23 protein-coding genes and 2 tRNA genes are annotated in these 23,357 nt (G+C 36.4%); all 25 read right to left on the bottom strand.

The genetic code is table 11. The annotated features are described in order from the left end of the window. Nucleotides 1-22: 22 nt before the first annotated feature. Entirely contained in the window at nt 23-1,582 is a 1,560-nt protein-coding gene (purH, locus tag M0Q46_00915) for a bifunctional phosphoribosylaminoimidazolecarboxamide formyltransferase/IMP cyclohydrolase (protein ID MCK9582174.1), read from the bottom strand. After that, complete coding sequence (locus M0Q46_00910) at nt 1,557-2,201, bottom strand: RecX family transcriptional regulator (GenBank protein MCK9582173.1); 645 nt, start codon at nt 2,199-2,201, stop codon at nt 1,557-1,559. The genes purH and M0Q46_00910 overlap by 26 nt, the downstream gene beginning before the upstream one ends. After that, nucleotides 2,192-3,232, bottom strand: coding sequence for a DUF362 domain-containing protein (locus M0Q46_00905; GenBank protein ID MCK9582172.1), 1,041 nt, complete (start codon nt 3,230-3,232; stop codon nt 2,192-2,194). Before M0Q46_00905 ends, M0Q46_00910 begins: the two co-directional genes overlap by 10 nt. Beyond that, nucleotides 3,229-5,235, bottom strand: coding sequence for an NAD-dependent DNA ligase LigA (gene ligA / locus M0Q46_00900; GenBank protein ID MCK9582171.1), 2,007 nt, complete (start codon nt 5,233-5,235; stop codon nt 3,229-3,231). The genes M0Q46_00905 and ligA overlap by 4 nt, the downstream gene beginning before the upstream one ends. Beyond that, a complete protein-coding gene (gene nusB / locus M0Q46_00895; protein MCK9582170.1) occupies nt 5,222-5,650 on the bottom strand; it encodes a transcription antitermination factor NusB in 429 nt (142 codons plus the stop codon). The genes ligA and nusB overlap by 14 nt, the downstream gene beginning before the upstream one ends. Before the next feature lie 67 nt (nt 5,651-5,717). Next, nucleotides 5,718-6,089, bottom strand: a complete 372-nt coding sequence (locus M0Q46_00890) for a hypothetical protein (protein ID MCK9582169.1) — start codon at nt 6,087-6,089, stop codon at nt 5,718-5,720. 54 nt (nt 6,090-6,143) lie between these two features. Next, the gene (locus M0Q46_00885; GenBank protein MCK9582168.1) at nt 6,144-7,259 is read right to left on the bottom strand and encodes a hypothetical protein; all 1,116 of its coding nucleotides are present in this window, start codon (nt 7,257-7,259) and stop codon (nt 6,144-6,146) included. Further along, nucleotides 7,256-8,185: an SDR family oxidoreductase gene (locus M0Q46_00880; protein ID MCK9582167.1), complete on the bottom strand. Its 930-nt coding sequence runs from the start codon at nt 8,183-8,185 to the stop codon at nt 7,256-7,258. Before M0Q46_00880 ends, M0Q46_00885 begins: the two co-directional genes overlap by 4 nt. Before the next feature lies 1 nt (nt 8,186). Continuing rightward, a complete protein-coding gene (locus M0Q46_00875; GenBank protein ID MCK9582166.1) occupies nt 8,187-9,482 on the bottom strand; it encodes a UDP-glucose/GDP-mannose dehydrogenase family protein in 1,296 nt (431 codons plus the stop codon). Next, nucleotides 9,479-10,363: a dTDP-4-dehydrorhamnose reductase gene (rfbD, locus tag M0Q46_00870; GenBank protein ID MCK9582165.1), complete on the bottom strand. Its 885-nt coding sequence runs from the start codon at nt 10,361-10,363 to the stop codon at nt 9,479-9,481. The genes M0Q46_00875 and rfbD overlap by 4 nt, the downstream gene beginning before the upstream one ends. Continuing rightward, the gene (rfbB, locus tag M0Q46_00865) at nt 10,360-11,370 is read right to left on the bottom strand and encodes a dTDP-glucose 4,6-dehydratase (protein ID MCK9582164.1); all 1,011 of its coding nucleotides are present in this window, start codon (nt 11,368-11,370) and stop codon (nt 10,360-10,362) included. The genes rfbD and rfbB overlap by 4 nt, the downstream gene beginning before the upstream one ends. Nucleotides 11,371-11,374: 4 nt before the next feature. After that, complete coding sequence (locus M0Q46_00860) at nt 11,375-11,830, bottom strand: dTDP-4-dehydrorhamnose 3,5-epimerase family protein (GenBank protein ID MCK9582163.1); 456 nt, start codon at nt 11,828-11,830, stop codon at nt 11,375-11,377. A gap of 21 nt (nt 11,831-11,851) precedes the next feature. Then, the gene (locus tag M0Q46_00855) at nt 11,852-12,913 is read right to left on the bottom strand and encodes a glucose-1-phosphate thymidylyltransferase (protein MCK9582162.1); all 1,062 of its coding nucleotides are present in this window, start codon (nt 12,911-12,913) and stop codon (nt 11,852-11,854) included. Nucleotides 12,914-13,015: 102 nt separating this feature from the next. Beyond that, the gene (locus tag M0Q46_00850; GenBank protein ID MCK9582161.1) at nt 13,016-14,938 is read right to left on the bottom strand and encodes a TIGR03545 family protein; all 1,923 of its coding nucleotides are present in this window, start codon (nt 14,936-14,938) and stop codon (nt 13,016-13,018) included. A 10-nt stretch (nt 14,939-14,948) separates the two neighbouring features. After that, a complete protein-coding gene (locus tag M0Q46_00845; GenBank protein MCK9582160.1) occupies nt 14,949-15,464 on the bottom strand; it encodes a TIGR03546 family protein in 516 nt (171 codons plus the stop codon). A gap of 25 nt (nt 15,465-15,489) precedes the next feature. Next, nucleotides 15,490-16,167, bottom strand: coding sequence for an HAD-IA family hydrolase (locus M0Q46_00840; GenBank protein ID MCK9582159.1), 678 nt, complete (start codon nt 16,165-16,167; stop codon nt 15,490-15,492). Next, nucleotides 16,158-18,752, bottom strand: a complete 2,595-nt coding sequence (gene glgP, locus M0Q46_00835; protein ID MCK9582158.1) for an alpha-glucan family phosphorylase — start codon at nt 18,750-18,752, stop codon at nt 16,158-16,160. Before glgP ends, M0Q46_00840 begins: the two co-directional genes overlap by 10 nt. Before the next feature lie 160 nt (nt 18,753-18,912). After that, nucleotides 18,913-18,984 (bottom strand) — tRNA-Gly (locus tag M0Q46_00830). A 22-nt stretch (nt 18,985-19,006) separates the two neighbouring features. Then, nucleotides 19,007-19,417 (bottom strand): DUF2335 domain-containing protein, encoded by a 411-nt coding sequence (locus tag M0Q46_00825; GenBank protein MCK9582157.1) that lies wholly within the window; start codon nt 19,415-19,417, stop codon nt 19,007-19,009. Next, nucleotides 19,410-19,625: a hypothetical protein gene (locus M0Q46_00820; GenBank protein ID MCK9582156.1), complete on the bottom strand. Its 216-nt coding sequence runs from the start codon at nt 19,623-19,625 to the stop codon at nt 19,410-19,412. The genes M0Q46_00825 and M0Q46_00820 overlap by 8 nt, the downstream gene beginning before the upstream one ends. Nucleotides 19,626-19,664: 39 nt before the next feature. Further along, nucleotides 19,665-19,746: transfer RNA gene (locus M0Q46_00815), tRNA-Leu, on the bottom strand. Nucleotides 19,747-19,769: 23 nt separating this feature from the next. Beyond that, the gene (gene secG, locus M0Q46_00810; GenBank protein MCK9582155.1) at nt 19,770-20,132 is read right to left on the bottom strand and encodes a preprotein translocase subunit SecG; all 363 of its coding nucleotides are present in this window, start codon (nt 20,130-20,132) and stop codon (nt 19,770-19,772) included. 44 nt (nt 20,133-20,176) lie between these two features. After that, on the bottom strand, nt 20,177-21,391 hold the full coding sequence (locus tag M0Q46_00805; GenBank protein ID MCK9582154.1) for a phosphoglycerate kinase: 1,215 nt from the start codon (nt 21,389-21,391) through the stop codon (nt 20,177-20,179). A 22-nt stretch (nt 21,392-21,413) separates the two neighbouring features. Then, the gene (gene gap, locus M0Q46_00800) at nt 21,414-22,463 is read right to left on the bottom strand and encodes a type I glyceraldehyde-3-phosphate dehydrogenase (protein MCK9582153.1); all 1,050 of its coding nucleotides are present in this window, start codon (nt 22,461-22,463) and stop codon (nt 21,414-21,416) included. Between the two features lie 129 nt (nt 22,464-22,592). Then, complete coding sequence (locus M0Q46_00795; GenBank protein ID MCK9582152.1) at nt 22,593-23,351, bottom strand: ComF family protein; 759 nt, start codon at nt 23,349-23,351, stop codon at nt 22,593-22,595. Nucleotides 23,352-23,357 lie beyond the last annotated feature (6 nt).

Genomic DNA, 23,357 nt, shown 5'->3' with positions numbered 1-23,357 from the left:
GCGTTTTAAGAGAGTTTTGTTATTAATGTCTAAAGTGCCTTGTGCCTGTTAGTACCATTGCTATGCCATGTTTGTTTGCTGCTTCAATAGAGTCAGCATCTTTTATAGAGCCGCCTGGGTGGATAATTGCTTTAACCCCAATTTTTGCCGCCATTTCTACCACATCTGGAAACGGGAAAAAAGCATCTGATGCCATTACAAGCGGAAAAGTGCTTTCGTTAAGTTCGCACTTAACGGCTTTCATTTTTGCGGCTGCGATGTTTAGCGAATCAATTCTGCTCATCTGTCCGGCCCCAATGCCAAGAGTTCTTTTTCCACGACTCAGCACAATGGTGTTTGATTTAACATTTTTGCATACCAGCCAGGCAAACTTTAGAGCCTCTAATTCATTTGCATTTGGTTGGCGGGTTGTTACGCACTTAAGCTCGTTGCTTACAAGTGTATCCATATCTTGAACGAGCATACCACCTGAAATTTGCCTAAACTCAAGGGCGGGTGTTTTTTTATCGGGTAATGGCAGTGTTAAAATTCTTAGATTTTTCTTTTTGGCAAAAATTTCTATTGCTTTGTCTGAGAAAACCGGAGCAATAATACACTCGGTAAATATTTTTGATGTTTCAATTGCTGTTTGTTGGTCTACAGGAACATTAAAGGCAAGTATTCCGCCGAAGGCACTTGTTTTGTCGCATTCATAAGCCGCAAGGTAGGCGTTATATGCATCTTTTGCGCTTGCACAGCCGCATGGGTTATTATGCTTTATAATTGCGCAGGTTGGCTCGCTAAATTCGTTTGTTAGCTTCCATGCTGAGTCCATATCCAAGTAATTATTATATGAAAGTTCTTTGCCTTGCAGTTGTATCGCACTTGCTACCGCTTTTGATGTATCGGCGCATGCAAGTTTGTACAGCGAGGCGCTTTGATGTGGGTTTTCACCATAGCGCAGGCCGGAAATAAGCTTAAGCGGTATTGTGGTTTTTTCAGTAAATTTTTCATTGGTAAAGTAGTTTGAGATAAGTGAGTCATAATATGCGGTGTGGCGAAATGCTTTTGCGGCAAGTTTTGCTTTGAACGCTGTTTCAATGTTGCCACTTTTAATAACTTCAAGCACTTGGGCAAAGTCGGCATTTTCACAAACTACTATAACATCATTAAAGTTTTTTGCCGCCGCTCTAAGCAATGCTACGCCGCCAATATCTATGTTTTCAATAATTTCCGATGTGATTTCTTTTGAGTTTTCTTTATAATATTTTGCGCAGGTGTCTTCAAACGGATATAAATTTACAACAACAATGTCTATACCTTCTATGCCGTGTTTTTTCAATTCTTGAAGGTGTTTTGCATCGGAGCGTTTTGCAAGTATGCCGCCATGAATTTTTGGGTTTAATGTTTTAACACGCCCATCAAGTATTTCAGGAAAACCGGTTACTTCTGAAATTTCTACACAATCTACGCCGCCATTTTTAAGCGTTTTTGCTGTGCCGCCGCTGGAAATTATTTTTACTCCCATTTCCGAAAGACTTTTTGCAAATTCTAAAACACCAGTTTTGTCGTAAACACTAATAAGTGCTTGTTTGATCTGCATAATTTTCATCTCCAGTAATGCCCAATTCTTTCAGGGCTTTTATAATTAAATCTTCACTAAAACCTTTTCTTAAGAAAAATGCGAGAAGTTTGGCAAAATCATACTTGCTAAAATTAAATTTCTTTTTAATTAGCGTTTTTATTTGTTTAATTTGCTGGTTATCATTTAAAATAGTATTTTGTTTTGCGTTTTTAATTATTTCGGTGTCTATTCCTTTTTGGCTAAGATAATTGTCAATAAATTCTGGGCCTTTCCCTTTTTCCAACAAGAGTGCATAGGCTTCTTTTGCGTATTGGCTATCGTTTAAAAACCCTAGTTCTTTTAAGCGACTTTTAATTTTTGAAAGTTCCCTTTCATTTATATTCGCATTGCTTAATTTTTGTGTTAGTTCATGCTCGCTTACTTGTTTTTTTGAAACAGTTTTAATGGCTAAGAGTTTGGCTAAACTTATGTTTGCTTCTTTTTCAATTATTTTCAGTTCACTAGCTGATATTTGCTTGCCTTTGTTTAAATTAAGCAAGGAAATGACATCTAAAGTTGTTTTAATTTTTTTTTCGCCATTATTAATTTCAATCTCAAAATATGGTTTTTTAGATTTAAGAATGTGTGTTATTTGCATAGTTGATAATCTCTTGTACCAAGCCCGATTTTCTCGGCATATTCAAGCTGGACATTCGCATCAATTGCCGGATGTATGCTTTTGCAAAAATCACCGCCGTATATTTCATTTGCCATATCAACGCTTGCCTGATCTAATGCAACAGGGTCATTGCTTGCAAGTACGCCAATATCTCTCAGTAATGGAGACCCATCGCTTTTAAAGCAGTCGCAGTGTTTTGTTATGAAATTTAAGAAGTTAAAACAAAAATAATTTTTATTTTTTAAGGTGCCGCTTGCGTATTCAACAAACTTTTCTTGCGTGGCTGATGCGTGCTCATCCCAAGGTATTCTAAAAACTTTTCTTGAGCAAGTAAGTATGCACTCACCACAGCCGACACATTTGTTCTCATTAAGTAATATCATGTCATCTTTAATGCTAAGCGCCCCAGCCGAACACCACTTAATGCATGCACCGCATTTTATACAGGCAGAGCCATTTATTTTAGGTTTTAATTTATCGTGCATTGAGTATTTGCCCGCTCTTGTGGCACAACCCATACCAGCATTTTTTAGAGCCCCGCCAAAGCCCGAGACCTCATGGCCTTTAAAGTGAGACATAAGTAAAATAAAATCACTGTAATATATTGCGTTCGCAATACTTACGGATTTAAAGTGTTTTAGATTAACTTCAACATCAACACCCGAGTTTCCCCTAAGGCCATCTGCGATAATTATTGGGCAAGAGCATTTTTCAATTGTAAAGCCATGTTTTGCCGCAACAGTTAGGTGGTGATATGCATCGGCGCGCTCTCCAACATAAATTGTGTTTGCGTCGCTGAGAAACGGGAAGGCATCTTTTGCTTTTATTTTTTTTGCTATGGCCCTTGCAAACTCAGGTTTTATGAATCCTTTATTACCCTCTTCACCAAAATGAATTTTAATGGCAGCATAATCACGGCTTTTAACTTGTGAAAACGCATTTATTGATTCGCTCCAATCTGAAAAATCACTAATATTTTTCCAGTCTAAAAAATAAACATTGCTTTTCATAGTAGTTTTTCAAACTCACTCTCAGAAATTATTTTAACGCCTAACTTTTGAGCTTTATTAAATTTTGAACCTGGGTTTGCGCCTATTACAAGGTATGATGTTTTTGCGCTAATTGATGAGGATACTTTACCACCTCTTTTTAGCACAACTTCCTCTGCTTGTGTTCTTGAGTATTTTGAAAGCTCTCCTGTGAAAACAAAGCTTTTTTTGAACATTTCAGATTTTATAATCTCATTATCTGGTTCGGACATATTTAAAGAGCAATTTTTTAATTGTGTAATTAATTTTTTAACACTTTTTTGCGCAAAGTACTCCGCAATTGTTTGCGCCATAACAGGGCCAACTTCATCTATTTGGGTTAACTCGTCTATAGAGGCATTCATCAATTTGTCCATTGTTTTAAAGTGTTCTGCAAGAACTTTTGCCGCTTTTTGCCCTACATGCCTTATGCCAAGTGCAAAGAGCAAACAGCTTAAAGGCCTTGTTTTTGTTTGTTCTATTGCTTTTAAAAGATTTAGAGATTTCTTGTCTTTAAACAACTCAAGTGTTAAGAGAGATTCTTTAGTTAATTTATAAATATCGGCAAAATTGCCTATTACTTTTTTTTCAACCATTTGATGTACAGCGGCTTCTCCAAGCCCGTCTATATCCATAGCATCGCGCGATGCAAAGTGAGTAAGCCCTCTTTCAAGCGTTTGTGGGCATGATGGGTTTTGGCATCTATATGCAACATCATTTTCTTTTGATTTTGAAACTTCGCTATTGCAAACAGGGCAATTTTTCGGAATTGCAAAATCTTTTTCACTGCCGTTTCTTTGTTCTATTATAACTTGCAGTATTTTGGGTATTACATCGCCTGCTCGTTCAATGAGCACAGTATCCCCAATTTTTGCTCCGAGGCGCGCAATTTCGTCAAAGTTATGCAGTGTTGCGTGTGAGACAATAACACCTGAAAGTTCAACTGCTTTGAGGTCGGCCACCGGTGTTAGTATGCCGGTTCTGCTAACTTGCACGCGGATATTTGTTATTTTTGTTGTAGTTCGCCTTGCAGGAAATTTAAAGGCAATTGCCCAACGAGGGCTTCTTGCGGTTTGTCCGAGTTTTTTTTGCTGCAATATTGAGTTAACTTTAATGACTATGCCGTCAATTTCGTACGGTAATTTGTCACGCAGTGCTTCAATGTGTTTATAGTGGGTAATTATTTCTTCCATGTTATTGCATACTATTGCGTGATCGCTGTATTTAAGGCCACATTCTTTGCAGTATTGTAAAAAATCCCAGTGGGTTTTTAGATTTAGTTCTGGTTCTGTTTTCCCGTAGGAGTGAGCAAAAAACTTTAATGGGCGTTTAGATGTAATTTGAGGGTCTTTTTGCCGTAAAGAGCCAGCGGCGGCATTGCGCGGGTTTGCAAATGGCTCATTAGCATCATCAATCATTTGATTGTTTAAATTATTGAAGTTATCTTTGCTTATGTACACTTCGCCCCGCACTTCAAAAATATTTGGAGTATTTTCTGCTAGAATTCTTAGCGGCAGACATCGTATGGTTTTTGCGTTTAAAGTTATATCTTCGCCAGTTTGTCCATCGCCTCTTGTGGCACCAATAGTTAGAACTTTATTTACATAGGTAAGCGCAAGGCCGACTCCGTCTATTTTTAGCTCAACAACTAATTCAAAGCTTTCATTTAACCCTTTTATTACGCGGTTTTCCCACTCGCGTAATTCATTTTCATTGTAAACATTTTCAAGCGAAAGCATTGGCATGGAGTGTTTGATTTGTTTAAAACTTTCTGAGGGTGTTGCGGATATGCGCTGTGTTGGTGAGTCGGGCGTTATGAGGTTTGGGTAGCGCGCTTCAATGTTTTCTAAGCGCTTAAAAAGCATATCATAGTCGTAATCTGATATCTCAGGATTATCTAATGTATAGTAAAGATAGTCATGCCTGCGAATTTCTTGGCGAATAGCATTGGCTTCCTGATAGGTTTTGGAGTCATTTAACTTCATTTTTTACTTGTGAGTGTTTCGGCCTTGTGGTTTTAAGTTTATCTAAAATGCCGTTAACAAACTTGCTTGAGTCGGCTGTTGAAAAGGTTTTTGCTATTTCAACCGCTTCGTTGATGATAACATTTATTGGTGTTTCAACAGTTGTAGTAATTTCAAATGTCGCAAGGCGTAGAATGTTGCGGTCTATAGTTGCCATTCTACTCATTTCCCAGTTTTCCGCGGCAGAGCTTATGAGTTGGTCAATGTACTCTTTTTTTTCTGAAGTTCCCTCAAAAAGATCTCTGCCGAAGTGGTCTAACTCACACCCTGGTCTGTTACTTATTATCGTTATTGCCTCTTTGGGGTCAAGCGAACAGGTGTCGCATAAGTAAAGTAGCTGTAAGGCCGTTTCTCTAGAATTTCTTCGTGAACCCATAATTAAAAGATCCTGTAATCAAAATTAAGCCGTAGAAGTTATTATTTTAGTTTTTGTTTAAAAAGACTTATTTAGCTGTAAAGTTCCTGGTTATTGATTTAGCAATTGTTGAGCCGGATTTGTCGCATAAACGGGCAGTAATTGTGTGCTGACCAGTGCTTAAGTTAAATAGGTCGAACCACCAGTAACCGGCACTCTTTCTTGTTGGCAGCCACTTTCCATTATTTAGCGAAACTTCGGCATAACCATGGCTTGAAGAACCAATTCTGAGGGCATAGTGGTTTGCGCAAATTAATTCTGACTCAATAGGAAAATCAATTACAACATATGCCCCACTAATACCTTTTGGCTCAACAACTAATTTTTTTTCTGCCAAAGTTTTGCGACTACTGAGTTCTGTTGCTGTGGTCTTTTTTGCAGATGCTTTTTTTGTGGCCATTTTACTTTCCTCCATTAGTAAACCCAGATTTTGCAATAGGATGCTAGATTTGGGTTAAATATTTGTTTCATATACTCTATATTTTTTGTAAAGCTTTCCACCCATCATTTCAGCGGCTCGGGTTGTCATAACATTGTCTTCAAGTACCCATGAGAACTCGCACTTTTGAAAACCGAGCAAACGAGCATTTTTTAATGCTTCCAGGTACATTATTGCTTCTATTCCCCTTTGCCTGAACTCCTTTTTAATTCCCATTATCATCAAACGCAGATCTTTGATTTTGGTTTTATAGTATAAAAACTTAATGAAACCAAAAGGAAACATTTTGCCATTCATTTTATGCAATACAAAGTTATAGTCGGGTACTGCAATAAGCATTCCAATGGCTTTGTTGTTAATTTCCGCAATCAATGTGGTGTCTGGCAAAAAAAGCGGTTTCATACGCCCAGCTATTGTTTGAAACTCTTTTGTTGTCCATGGTACAAAACCCCAGTTTTTTTCCCATGCAGAGTTATAAATTTCTATAGCTTTATCTATTTCTGCTTTAAAATTTTTAGGGTTAAGTTTTTTTACAGTTATGCCCGGGGTTTTTTTGTTTGCAATTTCAACAACTCTTTCTAATCGCTCAACAGGCGCATTATTTACATTCATTTCAAAGGCAAATAGATCTTTTGCTTTGCTAAGCCCACAATTTTCCATTAGTGTATGGTAATAGGATGGATTGTATGGCATCATTATGCGTGGCATTGAGCCATAACCTTCAAACAAAAAACCACATTCATCATTGGTTGATGGGTTTGTTGGACCGAGCATTTTTGTCATGCCATTTTTTCTAAGCCACTCTTTTGAACAGTCAATAAGTGCTTTGGCAACTGATTGATCGTTAATACACTCAAAAAAACCAAAAAAACCTGTATTTTGACTTTGAAACGAAACAAAATTGCTGTCAATTATAGCCGCAATCCTGCCAACCACCTTATTTTTTTCATCATAAGCAAGAAATAGGGCTTTTTTTGAATGCTCCCAAAAAGGGCTTTTTTCAAGTGTGAATTCAAGGTCTTCAGATAGCATTGGTACCCAGAATTTGTCTTCTTTATAGATTTCTTTTTGAAAATCTAAGAAAGTTTTAAAGTCTTGTTTTGTCTGAACCTGCTTAATAGTTGTTTTCATAATTTTGTTTTAAAGTAGCTGATTGTTTCTCTAAGTCCATCTTTTAGGGCAACTTTTGGCTCCCATTTTAGTATTTTTTTTGCTTTGCTTATATCTGGTCGGCGCACTTTTGGATCGTCAATCGGTAATGGTTTATAAAGAATTTTTGATTTGCTGTTTGTAAGTTTTATAATTGTTTTTGCAAGTTCATTAAGTGTAATTTCCGACGGATTTCCAATGTTTACTGGTTGGTTGTGGTTAGATAATAAAAGCTTGTAAATACCATCTACCAAATCTGATATATAACCAAAAGAACGGGTTTGAGTGCCTTTACCAAATACATTTAAGGGTTTATTTCTTAACGCCTGGTTAATGAACTCAGGCACAGCTCTGCCGTCTCGAGCGCGCATTCTTGGTCCATAGGTGTTAAATATTCTTAAAATTCTGACAGGCATTTTATGATAGGTGTGATATGCCATGGTCATTGCCTCTGCAAAGCGCTTTGCTTCATCATATACACTGCGAGGGCCTACAGGGTTAACATTGCCCCAGTAACTTTCATTTTGCGGGTTTACAAGCGGATCGCCATAAACTTCACTGGTTGAGGCAATCATAAAAATTGCTTTTTTATCTTTTGCCAAGCCAAGTGCCTTGTGTGTGCCAAGAGCACCAACTTTTAGTGTTGGAATCGGATGTGTCAGATAATCTATTGGGCTTGCAGGTGAGGCAAAATGAAGTATAGCATCAACCTTGCCTGAAACACTCAGGTAATTGGTGACATCATACTTTAAAAAATTGAATTTATCATTTCCAAAAAGATGCTCAATGTTTTCTAAACTTCCGGTTATTAGGTTATCTATCGCGGTTACAAAGTGACCCTTAGCGATAAAATAATCACATAAATGTGAGCCAATAAAACCGGCCCCGCCGGTAATAACAATTTTCATATTATGGTCTCCCAATGCTCTTGTAAGTGAATCCCAACTTTTTCATTATAGCAGGTTCATATATATTTCTGCCGTCAATAATTATAGGGTGTTTGAGCAATTTTTTTATTTTATTCAGATCTAGTTCGCTAAACTCCTGCCACTCGGTAACAATTAGCAAACAATCTGCACCTTTAGCCGTTTCATACGCATTTTTACAAAACTTTATTCCATTTAAAAATTCTTTTGCCTTGGGCATTGCCGCCGGGTCAAATGCCTGTATTTTTGCTCCATGCGCTTTGAGCATATTTACAATGTCTATTGATGGGGCAAAACGCATATCATCGGTATTTGGTTTAAAAGCAAGCCCTAATACGCCTATTGTTTTACCTTTAAGTATCCAAAGCACTTCTTCCACTTTTTTTACAATTAGTTCTTTTTGTTTCTCGTTTATTTCTTTTACTTCTTTTAGCAGTTTAAATTCAACCCCAACTTTTTTAGAGATCCACAAAAAAGCTTCAATATCTTTTGGAAAACAAAAACCACCAAAGCCAATGCCTGCATTTAAAAATGCTTTTCCGATTCTTCTATCCATCCCCATGCCCTGAGCCACCTTTGAAACATCGGCCCCAACCTTGTCACAGATGTTTGCAATGGCATTAATAAACGAAATTTTCATTGCAAGGAATGAATTTGACGCATGTTTTATTATCTCCGCGCTTTTTATATCTGTTACTAATATATTTGCTTTAAGTGGTGAGTATATTTCCCGGAACAACTGCTCTGCTTTCTTAGATTTTACGCCAATTACAATTCTATCCGGGTTAAATGTGTCATAAACAGCCGAACCTTCACGCAAAAACTCCGGGTTTGATGCAACATCAAAAGGAATATTCTTTTTTAGAAGGCGTTTGATTGTATGCTCAACCCAGTCGCCTGTTTCTACAGGCACTGTTGATTTATCTACAATAAGCTTGTAGCTTTTCATATTTAAAGCTATTTCTTTTGCAACTGACTCAACAAAAGAAAGGTCCGCTGATCCGTCGGGGTTTGGTGGCGTGCCAACAGCTATAAATATTATTTCAGATTTTTTTATGGCATCTTTTAACGATGTCGTAAATGACAATCTTTTTGTTTTTGAATTTTTTACCACAAGTTCTAAAAGACCCGGTTCATAAATTGGAATTTTATTTTTTTTAAGAAGTGCTATTTTGATTTTGTCTTTATCAACGCAGGTTACTTTATGCCCAAGTTCGCTAAGACATGCTCCGGTTACAAGGCCTACATAACCAGTGCCTACAACACATATATTTCTCATTTATTTACCCCATTTTCAAATACAAAATTTTCAATGGCATCTTGCCATGCTGATAATTTATTAAAGCCCTCTAACGCCCATACAAGATTATTTAACCCTGAAAAGTTTGGGCGCTTCGCCGGGAGTGAAAGCTCTTTTAAGGTAGTTTTTGTTATTTTATTTTCAGACACTTTAAACAGTTTTGCCAAATATAGCGCAATTTCATAACGAGACGCAAAACCAGAATTAGATAAATGATAAGTGCCAAAAAGATCAGTTTTTATAAGGATGGATATAGCTTCTGAAAGTTCGCATACGGATGTTGGACTGCTTATCATATCGGTTGCGGCTTTATAGGGCTTGCCATCTTTTATATTTGATAAAAATTGAGTTACAAAGTTTGCCTTGCCGTTGCCAAAAAGCCAAGAGGTACGAACAATCCAAAATTTATTAAGTAGTTCTTTTACATAGTTTTCACCGGCAAGTTTTGATTTCGCGTAAATGTTGCATGGATTTGTTGTGTCAAATTCATTAAAGCCACCTGAAATTGTATTTTGGCTTGTGAAAACATAATCAGTTGAGATATAAAGCAGTTTAGTGTCAAAGCGCTGGCAGCTTACGGCAATGTTTCTTGTTCCAAGCGCATTTATTTTATATGCCTCTTGCGGGTTTCTTTCGCACTCATCAACATTTGATAGCGCAGCACAATGAATTACAATGTCTGGATTTTCTTTTGTAATAGCATTATAAGTTGCTATCGCATCAGTTATATCTACATTAATTGTTTTGCAAATTGGAGAGATGTTACTTTTGGATATACCAATAACGCTATGATTATTTATAAGTGTTTTAGCAAGTTGGTTGCCAAGTAGACCGGTTACACCGGTTATAATTATTTTCATTTATTTTTATACTGTTTTTTGTAATATGCATTGAAGCTTTTATTTTTTAGTTTTTCCCACCAATGCTTATTTGCAACATACCATTCAATGGTTTCTTTGAGTGCCTGTTTAAAGTTTGCCTGAGGTTTCCACCCGAGCTCTTTTTTTATTTTGGAGCAGTTAACAGAGTATCGTCTGTCATGTCCGGGGCGATCTTTTATGGGTTTAATAAGGCTTTGAGGTCTGTCGAGCATATTTAATATTTCTTTTGTAATTTGAATGTTTGTAACTTCATTTCCACCGCCAATGTTGTAAATCTGGCCGGGAACGCCTTTTTGCAGAACAGTATAAACAGCCGAGCAATGATCTTGCACGAAGAGCCAGTCGCGAACATTTTTCCCATCACCATAAAGTGGCAGCGGTTTGTTTTCAATTGTATTTGTAACAAATAACGGTATTAATTTTTCAGGGTATTGATAAGGCCCGAAATTGTTTGAGGCGCGCGTAACAATTACGGGAAGGCCGAAGGTTGTAAAATAAGACCTTGATAGCAGGTCTCCTGACGCTTTTGCGGATGAATAGGGGCTATTTGGCAAAAGAGGGCTGCTTTCGGTAAATGAACCGCGTTCAATGCTGCCGTAAACTTCGTCGGTGGATATTTGAATATATTTTTTTATTTTATGTTTCTTTGCGGCTTCTAACAGGGTGTATGTGCCAAAAACATCGGTATTTAGGAAGCTTCCTGCCTCAAGAATTGATTTGTCAACATGTGTTTCTGCCGCAAAATTAATGATTGCATCACAATTTTTTACAAGTTTATTAACCATGTTTGTGTTGCAAATATCGCCTTTAACAAATTTATAACGCGGATTTTTTTCAACATTTCTTAAATTTTCAAGATTGCCTGCGTATGTAAGTTTATCTAAATTAACAATTTTTATTTTAGAATTGACACTTAAAACATAGTTGATAAAGTTTGAGCCAATAAAACCAGCCCCGCCGGTAACAAGTATGTTTTTAAATTGCATTTTATTATCCGTTTTTCCTTTCCCAATTATAAGGTATTTCTTTTGTATTAAACGGCCTGCGGTATTCATCGGGTTCTTTGTAGTTATAAAGTTCTGTTGGCACATTTATTATTATAGCTTCGGTTTCACTTATGCATTTAAAACCGTGATAGACAAAAGGCGGAATTTGAACAAGCATATAGTTATGCTCACCAATAAAAAATTCATTTATTTCACCTTTTGTTTTTGAGCTCTTTCTTGAATCGTAAAGAACTACTTTCATCATTCCTTTAATGCAAATGAAAGTGTCAGTTTGTTTTTTGTGATAGTGCCAGCCTTTTACAACGCCAGGATATGCCGAAGTCATATAGGTTTGGCCAAAGTTAATAAACTCCGCCCAGTCAGACCGAAACATCTCCATTACACGGCCGCGTTCATCGCAGAGTGGTTTAAGTTGTTTTGTTTTAACTCCATCTATCATAGTAGCTCCTATTTATTGGTTTTAAATAATTTCAATTTTAGAAGAATCGCCAACCATTATTCTATAAGAGATTGGTTTCTTTTCAGTCTTAGAAATGTTTACATTTTGCCCAATTAGTGAGTCGGCAATACGCTTAACACCCTTAATTGTTGAATTTTCTAATATGATTGAGTGTTCAATTTCACTATTTTCAATATTTGTTCCAAAATATATAGATGTAAATGGACCAATATAAGAATTTGTTATTTTTGCACCTTCTCCTATTATTGATGGTCCACGAATACAACTGTTTTTAATATTTGCACCCTTTTCTATAACAACATTGCCTTCAATTGTTGAAAGGGTGTCTACGGTTCCGCTAATACTTCTGTCCATCCCGCCAAGTATAAGACGGTTTGCTTCAAGCATATCTTCAAGCTTACCTGTATCTTTCCACCATCCTGTTACTATATATGGCTCAACTTTATAGCCATTGTCTATTAGATATTGAATGGCATCTGTAATTTCAAGTTCATTTCTCTTTGAGGGTTTTATGTTGTTTACGGCTTCAAAGATTGTACTATCAAATAAGTAAACTCCTACAAGCGCAAGATCACTTTTTGGGTTTATTGGTTTTTCTTCAAGCGCTACTACTTTTCCATTTTTTAATTGTGCAACACCAAACTCCTGCGGATTTGCAACCTTTGTTAAAAGTATTTTAGAGTTTGGTTTGTCTTTTATAAATGATTCTACAATCGCAGATACACCGTCTTTTAAAAGGTTATCTCCAAGGAACATAAGAAAAGAGTCATTTTTAATAAAATCCTTTGAAATTTTTACAGCATGGGCTAATCCAAGTGGGGCGTCTTGTTCAATATAAGTAACTTTTATTCCCCAGCGGCTTCCATCGCCAACAGTTGTTTTTATTTCGTTTTTTGTATCTCCAACTACTATACCTACCTCAGTAATACCACTTGCCGCTATAGTTTCAAGGCCATAAAATAAAATAGGTTTATTCGCGACTGGTATAAGTTGTTTTGCGGATGTATGGGTTATGGGTCTTAGGCGGGTACCTTTGCCACCTGCAAGAACTAATGCTTTCATTTCCGAGATATCCTTTTATTTTTACCATCAATTTGCATAATAGTTATCTATATAATTTTATTTTTTGATTTTACAAAAAACTGTGCTTAAAAGCCAAATTTTTTACTTAAAGAGATCTTTAAGCTTATCCTGTGCTTGTTTTTGCAATTCCTCTTGCGCTTTTTGCTTTTCACCTTCGGTTTTGTTCTTTATTTCATCTTCTTTTGCCTGCACTTGAGTTTTTATAGATTCAATCTGAGTATTCAATTCATTTTGTTTTTCATCAATTAGTTTTTGATATTCATTTTTTCTTGTGTTTAATTCTGCAAGAAGCTCAGCTTTTTTAGATGCAATCAGGGAGTTCACTTTTTGTGTTAGTTGTGCCTTATATTCATTAATTTTTTGACCAAAGAGAGCTTTTAAACGCTCTGAAAGTACTCTGTCTAAATTTGAAGAGACATCAAACTTTAAATTATCTATTTCCCCTGTTGCAGAAACATTCATAACTATATCTGTTATTCCTGCCCATAGATAGTCAATAATTTCAGCCACTTCTTCATTATCTTTATATGATGTTCTTTTTGCAGTAAGCTTATTCAAAACCACTTTAATTTTGCAGTCAATTTCCTCTCCTGTTAATGTTAGAGAAGTATTTATTTTACCTTCCCCATTTGAAAACTCGGGTAAGTACTCAGATTTTGGAAGCCCAAAAGCATCAACACTAAGGCCTTCTAATGTCGCGTTAATGACATCTTTGCCAGGATCAATCCTGTGGTCAAAAGTTCCATTGAAATTTAACAGGGAAGAGTTCTGCTTACCTAAAATTTTAAATATCGTTGGCTTGCCTAAAAGTGCCTGGTCAGATGTTATATTTAAAATATTTCCGCTAAATATTGTTCCAAGTTGCATTTCCTTGCCGGGTCCTTGAGTAGTTCCACTAAGTGATATTTGCTGAATTAAAAAATCTGGCGGGTTATCTTTTTTAGAAAAGCTTACATTTGTTCCATTCATACGGCTCGGGGTTAATATTATGTTTGTATTAGCTTTTTTGGGTGGCATATATTTTCTGGCAAGTTCAACGTATGAAATTAAAGAATTAACGCGGTTTATCCAAAGTTGACCAAAAAGTGCCTTTGATATATTACTAAAAGATACCTCTGGTATTTTTAACTTATCCATCAATCCTGTTACATCGGCATTTGTAAGTTGAGCTATTTTTTCCGTCAGTTGTTTTTCTGTGATTATATCTTTTGATATGCTACTTTTTAGAGAATTAAATTCATTTAACTTTACTTCAACTGTAGTTTTAGCAGCAAGGGCTAAATCAATTTTATCTTTTATGGCCTTTATGCCTCCAAGTGAGTCAACTTTTATATCAGATAATCCATTTAGCGCACTTTTAGCTGATTCAATAGTTGCATTAATATTAAGGTTAGAGAAACTTGATTGATAACTTACGTATTTACTCGTTACATCAGCTTTCATAGTATCAATTTCTTTGAGCGTTTGAATTTGTGCGGGGTCTATAACTGTATTAATAGAAATATTTTTAAGGTTTTTTTGTGCATCTGAAAGTGCGCTAACAGCCGGCAGCTGTATAATTTCAGATTTTCCTTTTTGAGCAAGCGAATTAACAAGCTTGCCTAAAAGAGAATTTTTGTTTGTTTTATTAAATTTCTTAATTTTTTTAGGCGGTAATTGTCCAGATGTATTTCTTTTTGTTTGCCACATTACACCTTCAACAGACATTTTTTCTATTATGAATTTTTTTGAAAGAAGTGGCAGTGGTTTTAGAGCAAAAGAAATTGTTTTAGCTTCAAGTAGGTTTTTCCAATAATCGTTTTTATCGGCAATTTGCAGGCCGTCAATTTTAATTGACAAATTACCAAATTTAGTTTTTAGCGATTGCACTTCAACCTTTGCGCCAAAAGCCATTTCTTCCGAGGCAATGAATGCTTTTTTAAGCAGTGCATCAAGGAATATGATATTAAAGGTGATTATTATGGCTATTAATATTAAGGCAGGTATAACAAATTTCCAACGCATTTTATTACCCCTATTTATTTAGTTTATCATAAACATTGTAAATACTGGTTATCTTAAACACTTTCATAATTTTCCATTTCGCGACCTTATCTTTTAAACGGATACGATATATAACAAGCAGTTTTTTTGACAGAAAGAAAATTGGTAGTGCAAGCAATATTCCAACGACAAAACTGCCAAGTACTACCGTATTATTGAAATGTGTGAAAGGAACAATTGGTGTGTTATATAGGTTTGTCCAAAAATCTTTAAGAGACGTGTTGCTAACTAAGAGGTAATATCCAATTTTATCTGATATTGGGTCTATTAACATACCGATTAACTTAAAAACCATTGCGCTTAGCATTGCTGAGCCGATATTTACATTTAAAATAAGCATAAGAAAAAAAAGAAAATATATATGCAAAGCTGATACTGGGGTAAGGCCGATTAACGCTCCAATCACTGCCCCTGCCGCAATTTGGTTTGGTGAAATTTCAGATTGTAAAATGTTGACAATTGATTTAAGTAGCTTAATGGCAAACATAAATTCTCCTCTAATTCAGATGAAATTAAAACGACTTATAAAGTTCAGAGACGCTTTCAAAGTAATAATTTGGTTTAAGCGCTAATAATTCATCCTTATCACAGTAACCATAGCCAACGCTGGCGCAGGCAATATTTGCAGCTTTTGCGGTTAATATATCATTTACGCCATCACCTACAAGCAGGGCATTTGAATTATTTACTTTGAGTATTTTTAGAACATTTGTAATTGGTTTTGGGTGTGGCTTCTTATGTTTAAAAGTGTCTCCGCCATATACAACTTGGAAGTATTTAGCGATACCAAACGCATCTAACAGTTTTTTTGTATGCATTTGCGGTTTATTTGTTACTATGGCAAGTTTTTTTGATGCTACCTTGTTTAAAAGTTTTAAGATGCCAGAGTAGAGTTTTGTTTTTTTAAGAAGATTTTTTGAATAGCTGCTTAGAAACAACTTGCTGGCTTTATTTATTTTGTATTTGTTGTTTGTGGCAAGCGCTCCTTGCATAAGAGATGGTACACCGCTGCCAATTAGCGTGCGTACTTTTTTTAGCTGCAATTTTGGCAGATTAAAATTAGCGAGAACTTCGTTAACTGATAAAGTTATATCTTCTAAAGTGTTAGCAATTGTGCCGTCTAAATCAAAAATTATCAATTCAAAGTTTTTTAAAAAGCGTTGAGGAGCGGCCATTTTATTTATTGCCACAAAATCAGGTTTGGTATATAAACCTTTTTATTTTCAAATTTTGGCAGTATGCGTATAACATAGCCACAGTGGCCAATGCGGTCACCTTTTACGACACCTTCAAAAATACATGTATTTGAAGGTAAATTTTCAGAAAGTTTCATTTCACTTTCAATCATAGATTGCATTCTATTTTTTGAGTCTAGGTAGCCAAAGTATAGCTCGATATAAACATCATCAACACTGAGCTGCCCGAGTGAAATTTTTGCTTTTACAGAAAAATCCTTGCCTATTTCAATATCTTGTGTTAGATTATCTTGCACCTCTGATATTTTAATTTGATCCCAGTTTGTTGAAACATTGTTTTTCCATTGAGTGTAAGATTTTGTAACTGCATAGTTATTATTTACAAATTTAAAGTGTTGTTCAATGGCCGGTGTATAGAACTTTCTTGTATAGTCCTCAATCATTCTGTTTGTGTTAAAAATTGGGTTAATTGTCATCATAGATTTTTTCATTTTATTTATCCACAGGCGAGGTAAACCATCTGAACCTCTAAGGTAAAATTCATGGATAATTTCTTTTTCTAAAAGGTCATAAATAGCCTTACTTTCAACCTCATCTTGGTATTCTTGGTTTGCGTATTCTTCACCTGAACCAATAATCCAGCCATTTTCTCCATTATACCCCTCGCACCACCAGCCATCTAATACACTTAAGTTAAGCACTCCATTGACTGCGGCTTTCATACCGCTTGTTCCAGATGCTTCAAACGGTCTGCGCGGGTTATTTAGCCAAACATCCGAGCCCTGTACTAAATAGTGGGCAACATTTGCATCGTAATCTTCAATAAAAACAATTCTGTTGCGTACTTCTTGGTCTCTGCAAATATGAATGATTTGTCTTATAAATTCCTTGCCTGATGAGTCGTGTGGATGAGCCTTACCTGCGATAATTAATTGAATAGGCCTGTTTTTATTGGTCAGCATTTTTTTTAACCTGTCAAAATCTGAAAAAATAAGTGTGCCGCGTTTATAAGATGTAAAGCGCCTTGCAAAACTAATTATAAGTGCGTCTGGGTCTAAAACTTCGTCGGCAGCATTAATTTCACTTATGGAAGCCCCACGCCTGATGAGTTGTTCTTTTAACCTTGTTCTAGCAAAAGAAACTAAGCGTTCTCTTCTGCGTTCGTGGCTTCTCCAGAGTTCTGCATCTGGAATGTTCTTAACCCCCTGCCAAATTGTTTGGTCGGCAGGTTCATCTTTCCATGTTGAACCCATATAGCGGTTGAAAAGCTCGGCCATTTCATATGAAATCCATGTGTTTGGATGTACACCGTTAGTTATGTGTGTAATTGGAATGTCGCTTTGTGCGAAGTTTGGCCATATATCTTTCCACATATTTCTTGAAATTGTACCATGAAGTTTGCTAACGCCGTTTGCATGGCTTGTTGTTTTAAGCGCAAGCACTGTCATACAGAAATTTTCGGTTTCATCTTTTGGATTAATTCTGCCAAGAGCCATAAATTCATCTTTTTTAAGGCCAAGCTTTTTGTAATGTTGCTCAAAGTATTTGTCTATTAAAGAAGTGTTAAATACTTCGTTTCCAGCGGCTATTGGTGTGTGCGTCGTAAAAACGCAAGAAGCCTTTGTTACTTCAAGCGCTTCGGCAAATGATAGTTTTTTTTCATGCATTAGGTTGGTAATTAATTCAATTGCAAGAAATGCAGAATGCCCTTCATTTAAATGGAAAACAGCTGGTTCAATGTTTAGGGCTTTAAGAGCTTTTATGCCGCCAATGCCTAAAAGTATTTCTTGACGAATACGCATATCCCTGTCGCCGCCATAAAGTTGCCCAGTAATTTCTCTGTTTTCCAGTGTGTTTTTATCTATATCTGTGTCAAGCAAGTAAAGTGATACTCTGCCAACTTGAATTTTCCAAATTTGAGCATAAATCGGTCCAGATGGTAAATCAACTGAAATTATTATTTGCTTGCCATCGTCATTTTGGACGCGCTCTATAGGCATACGCAAAAAATGGTTTTGTATATATTCTTCCTGTTGCCAACCATCAATATTTAGATATTGGCTAAAGTACCCATAGCGGTATAATAAGCCCATACCAACTAATGGGAGTCCCATATCGCTGGCAGATTTAAGATGATCACCTGAGAGAATGCCAAGCCCACCAGAATAGATTGGCAAACTTTCATGAATTCCAAACTCGGTAGAGAAATATGCAATTATATTTTTTTTATTTTGAGGAAATGCGTTGTCAAACCAAGTGGAACTTTTTATGTAGTGTTCAAGCTCTGCAGAAACACGTTCTAAGTGAGACATAAAACTTGAATCTTTTGCAAGCTCAGTTAATCTGTTTTGTTCAACCAACCCAAGCATTTTTATGGGGTTGTGGTAACTTTTTTCCCAAAGTTCACGATCGATTCGCCGGAAAAGTTCAATTGCATCGCTATTCCAGATCCACCACAAGTTATATGCAATATTAAAAAGTGGTTTAAGAGCTTTTGGCAACTGAGGTATTACAACATACGACCTTGAGTTTTTAACCGTATATTTTTCTTGATCAAGATTAAAAAGGTCTTTTTTCATAGTATAGAACTCTCCCTATTAAGTGTGTGTATACTTCTTCTTGAATTATAACAAATTTTAAAGAAAATAAAAAAAGACCAACAAGTATTTGTTGGTCAAATTATTTTATTAATTCCTAAATTTATATTTTTGATTGTTTAGCTTTTTTGAGATTATTAAAAGCGGGCGATGGGACTTGAACCCACGACCTTCTCGTTGGCAACGAGACGTTCTACCACTGAACTACACCCGCAATATTCTCTACATTAAGACATCTACTGCTGTTTATTACGTTTTTCTCTTTCTTGACGTCTAATTTGTGTACCATATATGAATGTTGAAACCAAACCCACAATATCTATTGTGCTTATTATTACTCCTGCTTTAACATGATTCATTCTAATAGCATAAAAAGCAAGAAATAGTCCACCAAGAGCAATGAGAAGTGCACAAATGACACCTAATGTTGAATTACGTGTGTCAAATTTGATGACTGTCTTTTCAAGATTTTGACGGTGAGCTGACTGAGATTCAGCCATCTTGAGGATTCTTTCTGCAGCACCAGGTACAATTTGGTTATACCGTTCCAGCATAGCAGGAGGAGGCAACGGGCCAGAATAGTGTTGTTCTTTCCTTATTTCTATTGTTGATTTTGTAAGTTTTGAAGGTGTCTCTTCTTTATCCATGGTATTGATATTGAGTCATAGCATTTAGGATGTCGTCACCAACCGCATACCAATCACTTTGAATAGCGGCTGAGTCGGCCTCTTCAGTGGTTAAATTTGAATTATATTCATTTAAAGTTGAACCTAAATCTAGAACTCTAGACGCTCCTTCAATGAAAGATGGCCGCGCAAAAAGCCTGCCAGTTCTTTTAAATAAAACATCGCCCATTTTTCTCTCCTTTTGATAATGACCCAATTCAAAGTCTTATGCTGGGGGCGGGACTTGAACCCGCATCCTGTTAAGGACACGCCCCTCAAACGTGCGCGTATGCCAGTTCCGCCACCCCAGCAAAAATGTCCAAAACAAAGTGTATTAATTACCGCTCTGCGCTGGTACCTGTTGCTCCTTGGGTGCTGCTGGCGCAGTATTTGGCTGTGGGGCAGGCGCCTGAGCACTAATAGGTGCAGTGGGTTGGTACTGGCGTGTTACAGTTGAAAGTCCTTTTCTTGAAACTACAATTGTAAGAAGCAAAGAGGTTAGTACAAAGGTAATTGCCATTGCAACAGTTACCTTTTTTACAAAGGCCATACCGGTAGAAGCGCCAAAAATCTGCTCAGATCCGCCGCCGCCACCCATAAGACCAGATAAACCACCGCCCTTCCCAGATTGTAAAAGAACAATTAGAATTAACGATATACAGGCAGTTAGATGAACGACAAGTAAAAAGAAGTACATGATTTTTATATTTTACCAGATTACCTTTTCAAATGCAAATATAATTATTTATCTGCAAGTGCGGCAACGCCAGGAAGAGGCACACCTTCAAGAAACTCAAGTGAAGCCCCGCCACCAGTTGAAATATGAGTGATTCGTTTATCAACACCAGCTTTTTTAACAGCAGACGCTGAGTCACCACCACCTATAATTGATATTGCGCCATTATCAGTTGCCTGAGCAACGTATTTTGCAACCTCAATTGTTCCTCTTGAAAAAGCATCAATTTCAAAAACACCCATTGGACCATTCCAAACAATTGTTTTTGCAGATACTATAACAGGCGCAAACAGTGCGATTGTTTTTGGACCAATATCTAAGCCCATTAAACCGCTTGGGACATTTGCATCAGTTGTTTCTTTAAGCACGGAACTGTGTGCAATGGTTTTAGTAGCAAAATCAACTTTATCTGCAACAATATTATCTATTGGCAATAGTAATTTAATATTTCTCTTTTTGGCAGCGATGATAAGTGCTTTTGCGGTTTCAATTTTATCGGCTTCAACTAATGAATTGCCTGTATCTGCACCATTGGCTTTTAAGAATGTATAAGCCATGGCTCCGCCAATTATTAAGGCATCAACTTTTGTAAGAAGATTTTCTATTACGGCTATCTTGTCGGATACTTTTGCCCCGCCAAGAATTGCCAAAAATGGGTGTCTTGGGTTTTCAAGAGCTTCACCTAAAAACTTAAGTTCTTTTTCTACAAGAAAGCCAGCAGCTGTTGTTTTAACAAAATTCGCAATACCGGTAGTTGACGCATGGGCTCTGTGCACAGTGCCAAAAGCGTCTTGCACAAAAACTTCCCCAAGCGCGCCGAGTGCGGCGGCAAACTTTGGATCGTTAGCTTCTTCTTCGGAGTGGAATCGTAAATTTTCAAGTAATAAAATTTCCCCTGATTTAAGTTCATTTGCTAATTTAGAAACCTCAGGCCCTATGCAGTCTGGAGCCATTTTAACTTCTCTACTGAGTAGTTTCCCAAGCCGTATGGCTGCAGGTTTTAAACTCATAGATGCTACAGTTTTACCTTTTGGCCTTCCAAGGTGCGACATAAGAATTATTGCCGCATTTTGCTCAAGCAGGTATTTAATGGTTGGAAGTGTCGCAACAATTCTCTTATCACTTGTTATTTCAAGTTTATCGTTAAGAGGAACATTGTAGTCAACACGAACCAACACCTTTTTATTCTTTACATCAATGTCTTTAATTGTCTTTTTCATTTTTCCTTCTGGAAAAAATTTTTTACATTTTGCCAATCATATATTTTATAAGGTCAACTACTCTGTTTGAATAACCCCACTCATTATCGTACCAAGCAATAACCTTTATAAAGTCATCACCCAACATTTTTGTTAGTTTTGCATCTACTGTTGAGCTAAGAGGGCAGTGGTTGTAATCAATTGAAACGAGAGGATCTTCATTGTAGCCGAGTATCCCTTTCATTTTGCCAGCGGCGGCTTCTTTTAAAGCTGCATTTACTTCTTCAGCTGTTGCACCTTTAGCAAGTTTTGCAGTAAGATCAACTATTGAAACATTTGGAATTGGAACTCTTATTGCAAAACCATCAAGTTTTCCCTTAAGCTCAGGAATTACAAGGCTAATAGCTTTTGCAGCACCAGTGGATGTTGGTATCATTGAAAGCGCTGCGGCACGCGCTCTTCTTGGGTCTGAGTGAGCCATATCTTGAATTTTTTGGTCGTTTGTGTAGGCGTGAATGGTTGTCATTAAACCTTTTTCAATTCCCCACCTGTCATTTATAATTTTTGCAACTGGTCCAAGACAGTTTGTTGTGCACGAGGCATTTGAAACAACATGGTGATTTTTTGGGTCGTATTTGTCTTCGTTTACACCTAGGACGATTGTTATATCTTCACCTTGAGCCGGGGCTGAAATAATAACTTTTTTTGCTCCGCCTTTTGTGATGTGGCTTTCTGCTCCACGCACTTCTTTACCTTTTTTGTTTACACCATCTTTTTTTATTGTGAAAAGGCCTGTTGATTCAACAACTATGTCAACGCCAAGGTCTTTCCAAGGAAGTTCGGCTGGATCTCTTTTTTTGAGAACTTTTATTATTTTCCCGTTAACCGAAATTTCTTCTTCGCCAATTGCTTTTACTTCGCCTGCAAGCTGACCGTGCACTGAGTCATATTTAAATAGTAATGCGTTTGATTTTGCGTCCGTGAGGTCATTAATTGCAACAAGTTCAATGTCTTTATCATTTCTTTCTATAAGTGCTCTTGCAACAAGCCTTCCAATTCTGCCAAAACCGTTAATACCAACTTTAACTGCCATTTGTTTCCTCCGTGAAGTTTATTTCTTTTGTTCCGCACCATTGCGGTATTATTAGTTGCAGATGTTATAAAAAAGATTTTTCTGTGTCAAATTTTGTATGTTTTTAAGAGATTTATATTTGGGGCTTAATTAGTGTTTAATATCTCTTGCCACTGTTATGACATAAACTTTTGCTGCTCCAGCTTTTTTTAAGATTATGGCACATTCGTGTATTGTTGCGGTAGTTGTACAAACATCGTCAATAAGTAGTATGTTTTTTTGCTCTATCGTTTTAGAATTATTTATTTTAAAAGCATTTTTGAGGTTGTTTAAACGTTGTGCCCTTTTTAACTTTGCCTGGCTGCGGGTATGTTTTATTTTTACAAGTGTGTTATTACATACTTTAATATTTATAAGTTTAGATAGTTCTTTGCTTAGGAGTTCACAATGATTGTAGCTGCGAAATAGTTTTTTTAATGGGTGCATTGGTGTTGGTATAAGCAGGTCTATGCATTTATCATTGAAGTATTGGCTATATGTTTGGGCAAGAAGTTTAGCAAGCGCTCGCGCGCAATAATGTTTTGTTTGATACTTTAAACCAATTATTAATTTTTTAAGGGGTCCTTCATATATGCCGGCGGAACGGATAAATTCATAAGGTGTGTTTTTTATTTTAATGCATGTTGGGCAATGCATACCGCCGTGTTCTAACGGAAGAGCGCAAAGTACGCAGAATAGCGTTGAATTTTTTTTAATAGTTTTTTCACATTCATCGCATAGTCGTGTGTAATCATTGCTCGGCAGTATTTTTGAGCAAATGGTGCAACTTATTGGAAATAAAACACAGGAAAGCTTTTTTATAAAATTAATTATTTTATTTTTTATATTATTTAGTGAAATGTTTTTCATTGTTAA

This window comes from Endomicrobiales bacterium (assembly GCA_023228045.1).
Taxonomy (GTDB): Bacteria; Elusimicrobiota; Endomicrobiia; order Endomicrobiales; family JALOBY01; genus JALOBY01.
This window is presented reverse-complemented; position numbering and strand designations above follow the sequence as displayed.

What these genes read in the sequence shown, in the direction of transcription:
- purH (MCK9582174.1), bottom strand. Translation starts at nt 1,582, where the DNA reads ATGCAGATCAAACAAGCACTTATTAGTGTTTACGACAAAACTGGTGTT.
- M0Q46_00910 (MCK9582173.1), bottom strand. Translation starts at nt 2,201, where the DNA reads ATGCAAATAACACACATTCTTAAATCTAAAAAACCATATTTTGAGATT.
- M0Q46_00905 (MCK9582172.1), bottom strand. Translation starts at nt 3,232, where the DNA reads ATGAAAAGCAATGTTTATTTTTTAGACTGGAAAAATATTAGTGATTTT.
- ligA (MCK9582171.1), bottom strand. Translation starts at nt 5,235, where the DNA reads ATGAAGTTAAATGACTCCAAAACCTATCAGGAAGCCAATGCTATTCGC.
- nusB (MCK9582170.1), bottom strand. Translation starts at nt 5,650, where the DNA reads ATGGGTTCACGAAGAAATTCTAGAGAAACGGCCTTACAGCTACTTTAC.
- M0Q46_00890 (MCK9582169.1), bottom strand. Translation starts at nt 6,089, where the DNA reads ATGGCCACAAAAAAAGCATCTGCAAAAAAGACCACAGCAACAGAACTC.
- M0Q46_00885 (MCK9582168.1), bottom strand. Translation starts at nt 7,259, where the DNA reads ATGAAAACAACTATTAAGCAGGTTCAGACAAAACAAGACTTTAAAACT.
- M0Q46_00880 (MCK9582167.1), bottom strand. Translation starts at nt 8,185, where the DNA reads ATGAAAATTGTTATTACCGGCGGGGCCGGTTTTATTGGCTCACATTTA.
- M0Q46_00875 (MCK9582166.1), bottom strand. Translation starts at nt 9,482, where the DNA reads ATGAGAAATATATGTGTTGTAGGCACTGGTTATGTAGGCCTTGTAACC.
- rfbD (MCK9582165.1), bottom strand. Translation starts at nt 10,363, where the DNA reads ATGAAAATAATTATAACCGGTGTAACCGGTCTACTTGGCAACCAACTT.
- rfbB (MCK9582164.1), bottom strand. Translation starts at nt 11,370, where the DNA reads ATGCAATTTAAAAACATACTTGTTACCGGCGGGGCTGGTTTTATTGGC.
- M0Q46_00860 (MCK9582163.1), bottom strand. Translation starts at nt 11,830, where the DNA reads ATGATAGATGGAGTTAAAACAAAACAACTTAAACCACTCTGCGATGAA.
- M0Q46_00855 (MCK9582162.1), bottom strand. Translation starts at nt 12,913, where the DNA reads ATGAAAGCATTAGTTCTTGCAGGTGGCAAAGGTACCCGCCTAAGACCC.
- M0Q46_00850 (MCK9582161.1), bottom strand. Translation starts at nt 14,938, where the DNA reads ATGCGTTGGAAATTTGTTATACCTGCCTTAATATTAATAGCCATAATA.
- M0Q46_00845 (MCK9582160.1), bottom strand. Translation starts at nt 15,464, where the DNA reads ATGTTTGCCATTAAGCTACTTAAATCAATTGTCAACATTTTACAATCT.
- glgP (MCK9582158.1), bottom strand. Translation starts at nt 18,752, where the DNA reads ATGAAAAAAGACCTTTTTAATCTTGATCAAGAAAAATATACGGTTAAA.
- M0Q46_00825 (MCK9582157.1), bottom strand. Translation starts at nt 19,417, where the DNA reads ATGGATAAAGAAGAGACACCTTCAAAACTTACAAAATCAACAATAGAA.
- M0Q46_00820 (MCK9582156.1), bottom strand. Translation starts at nt 19,625, where the DNA reads ATGGGCGATGTTTTATTTAAAAGAACTGGCAGGCTTTTTGCGCGGCCA.
- secG (MCK9582155.1), bottom strand. Translation starts at nt 20,132, where the DNA reads ATGTACTTCTTTTTACTTGTCGTTCATCTAACTGCCTGTATATCGTTA.
- M0Q46_00805 (MCK9582154.1), bottom strand. Translation starts at nt 21,391, where the DNA reads ATGAAAAAGACAATTAAAGACATTGATGTAAAGAATAAAAAGGTGTTG.
- gap (MCK9582153.1), bottom strand. Translation starts at nt 22,463, where the DNA reads ATGGCAGTTAAAGTTGGTATTAACGGTTTTGGCAGAATTGGAAGGCTT.
- M0Q46_00795 (MCK9582152.1), bottom strand. Translation starts at nt 23,351, where the DNA reads ATGAAAAACATTTCACTAAATAATATAAAAAATAAAATAATTAATTTT.